This window comes from Qipengyuania sp. NPDC077410 (genome assembly GCF_044543405.1).
In the GTDB taxonomy this organism is placed as follows: domain Bacteria; phylum Pseudomonadota; class Alphaproteobacteria; order Sphingomonadales; family Sphingomonadaceae; genus Qipengyuania; species Qipengyuania pacifica.
On sequence record NZ_JBITWB010000009.1, the window covers coordinates 2,501 to 5,887 of the forward strand.

At 53.7% G+C, this 3,387-nt stretch carries 1 tRNA gene and 2 rRNA genes; all 3 read left to right on the forward strand.

The features are described 5' to 3' along the window. Window positions 1-48: 48 nt before the first annotated feature. The 3 genes from ACIGGE_RS17925 to ACIGGE_RS17935 all read left to right on the forward strand — a co-directional run bounded on the left by ACIGGE_RS17925 (window position 49) and on the right by ACIGGE_RS17935 (window position 3,321). Window positions 49-2,840: ribosomal RNA gene (locus ACIGGE_RS17925) — 23S ribosomal RNA — on the forward strand. Between the two features lie 170 nt (window positions 2,841-3,010). Beyond that, window positions 3,011-3,125 (forward strand): 5S ribosomal RNA (rrf, locus tag ACIGGE_RS17930). 119 nt (window positions 3,126-3,244) lie between these two features. Then, window positions 3,245-3,321 (forward strand) — tRNA-Met (locus tag ACIGGE_RS17935). Window positions 3,322-3,387: the final 66 nt, after the last annotated feature.

Below are 3,387 nucleotides of genomic sequence, written 5' to 3' on the forward strand. Positions count from 1 at the left end.
TGAGACTTCGGACTTTTATGCAGGTCTGTCGTTGATGGTGTGGATTCTCAAGCGTGAGGTAAGAGCATTTGGTGGATGCCTTGGCATGTGCAGGCGATGAAGGACGTGGCACGCTGCGATAAGCGTCGGGGAGTTGTGAGCAAACTTTGATCCGGCGATTTCCGAATGGGGAAACCCACCCTCACCATTTCCTTTCGATCGACCTTCGGGTGGATCGGAAAGAGGTGGATAGGGTATTACCAGACTGAATATATAGGTTTGGTGAAGCGAACCCGGGGAACTGAAACATCTCAGTACCCGGAGGAAAAGACATCAACAGAGATTCCCGTAGTAGTGGCGAGCGAACCGGGACCAGGCCAGTGCCTTCATTTCAACTAGCAAAACACTTTGGAAAGAGTGGCCATAGTGGGTGACAGCCCCGTATGCGAAAGTGATGATGAAGGACTCGAGTAGGGCGGGACACGTGAAATCCTGTCTGAACATGGGGGGACCACCCTCCAAGCCTAAATACTCGCACATGACCGATAGCGAACACAGTACCGTGAGGGAAAGGTGAAAAGCACCCCGATTAGGGGAGTGAAACAGTACCTGAAACCGGATGCTTACAAGCAGTTGGAGCCCCATAGGGGGTGACAGCGTACCTCTTGCATAATGGGTCAGTGACTTAATTTATCGAGCAAGCTTAAGCCGTTAGGTGTAGGCGTAGCGAAAGCGAGTCTGAATAGGGCGACTGAGTTCGATGAATTAGACCCGAACCCCGGCGATCTAGGCATGGCCAGGTTGAAGGTGCGGTAACACGCACTGGAGGACCGAACCGGTGAATGTTGAAAAATTCTCGGATGAGCTGTGTTTAGGGGTGAAAGGCCAATCAAGCCGGGAAATAGCTGGTTCTCCGCGAAATCTATTGAGGTAGAGCGTCGGATGTATGCCGATGGGGGTAGAGCACTGGATGGGCTAGGGCTGCGCGAGCGGTACCAAACCTAACCAAACTCCGAATACCATCGAGTCTTATCCGGCAGACAGACGGCGGGTGCTAAGGTCCGTCGTCAAAAGGGAAACAGCCCTAACCTACAGCTAAGGTCCCCAAGTCATATCTAAGTGGGAAAGCATGTGGGAATCCCAAAACAACCAGGAGGTTGGCTTAGAAGCAGCCATCCTTTAAAGAAAGCGTAACAGCTCACTGGTCTAAATAAGGGTTCCTGCGGCGAAGATGTAACGGGGCTAAAGATATGCACCGAAGCTTAGGGTTCAGAATTTATTCTGAGCGGTAGCGGAGCGTTCCGTAAGCGAGCGAAGGAGAAGGGTAACCGACTCTGGACGTATCGGAAGTGCGAATGCTGACATGAGTAGCGACAAAGAGGGTGAGATGCCCTCTCGCCGAAAGACCAAGGGTTCCTGCGCAACGCTAATCGGCGCAGGGTTAGCCGGCCCCTAAGACGAGCCCGAAGGGGGTAGTCGATGGGAACCACGTAAATATTCGTGGGCCTGAAGATGTGTGACGGATCGTGGAAGTTGTTTTCTCTTATTGGATTGAGAGGGCAGCCAAGCGGTTCCAGGAAATAGCCTCTTCATATAGACCGTACCCGAAACCGACACAGGTGGTCAGGTAGAGTATACCAAGGCGCTTGAGAGAAGTATCCTGAAGGAACTCGGCAAATTGCCTCCGTACCTTCGGAAGAAGGAGGCCCCATATCGACGCAAGTCTTTGTGGGGGGCACAGGCCAGGGGGTAGCGACTGTTTAGCAAAAACACAGCACTCTGCTAAGTCGGCTTCAAGACGACGTATAGGGTGTGACGCCTGCCCGGTGCTCGAAGGTTAAGAGGAGGAGTGCAAGCTCCGAATTGAAGCCCGAGTAAACGGCGGCCGTAACTATAACGGTCCTAAGGTAGCGAAATTCCTTGTCGGGTAAGTTCCGACCTGCACGAATGGCGTAACGACTTCCCCACTGTCTCCAGGATATGCTCAGCGAAATTGAATTCTCCGTGAAGATGCGGAGTACCCGCGGTTAGACGGAAAGACCCCGTGCACCTTTACTGCAGCTTCAGAGTGGCATTAGGAAATTACTGTGTAGCATAGGTGGGAGGCTTTGAAGCGACGGCGCCAGCTGTCGTGGAGCCATAGGTGAAATACCACCCTGTGATTTTCTGATGTCTAACCTCGCACCGTTAGCCGGTGTAGGGACCCTCTGTGGCGGGTAGTTTGACTGGGGCGGTCGCCTCCTAAAGAGTAACGGAGGCGCGCGATGGTATGCTCAGGACGGTTGGAAACCGTCTGCAAGAGTGCAATGGCATAAGCATGCCTGACTGCGAGACCGACAGGTCGAGCAGAGACGAAAGTCGGTCATAGTGATCCGGTGGTCCCTCGTGGAAGGGCCATCGCTCAACGGATAAAAGGTACGCCGGGGATAACAGGCTGATGATTCCCAAGAGCTCATATCGACGGAATCGTTTGGCACCTCGATGTCGGCTCATCACATCCTGGGGCTGGAGCAGGTCCCAAGGGTTTGGCTGTTCGCCAATTAAAGTGGTACGTGAGCTGGGTTCAGAACGTCGCGAGACAGTTTGGTCCCTATCTGCCGTGGGCGTCGATTGTTGAAAGGAGTTGCCCCTAGTACGAGAGGACCGGGGTGAACGTACCTCTGGTGTACCTGTCATCCTGCCAAGGGTGCCGCAGGGTAGCTATGTACGGACGGGATAACCGCTGAAAGCATCTAAGCGGGAAGCCTCCCTTGAGATAAGCAATCTTCGAACCGTCATAGACCATGACGTTGATAGGCCGGGTGTGGAAGCGCAGTAATGTGTGGAGCTAACCGGTCCTAATAGTTCTTTTCGCGCTTGTAGGATCCATACCATCAACGACAGCCCTGTTCTTACACAGGTCAGGCTGTCAGCGATCGGAGGAAACTTCGAAGCCGGATAAGCCCTCAAAAGCTCAACAAACATCGATTTAAAATACCGAACCGGTCCCCTTGGGTTTGCCCCAGGGGCGACCAGCCCGCCTGCTTTATTGCTTGGTGGCTATAGCGTCTGTGACCCACCCGATCCCATCTCGAACTCGGACGTGAAACCGGACAGCGCCGATGGTACTAGTGCCTAAGCACTGGAAGAGTAGGTCGTCGCCAGGCATTATAGCAGACGGGCTCGGTACAAACCCATTCACGATTTCAAAAAAGCCGCTGCCGGTGCACACCGCGCGGCGGCTTTTTCGTCTCTGGATACCATCCAGACGACACACATACGGTACCGCGGGGTGGAGCAGTCCGGTAGCTCGTCAGGCTCATAACCTGAAGGTCGTTGGTTCAAATCCAACCCCCGCAACCAAAACAAACAAGGGCTCCGCCAACTGGCAGAGCCCCTTTTTTATGCCTCCCGTAATTACGCGCGAAA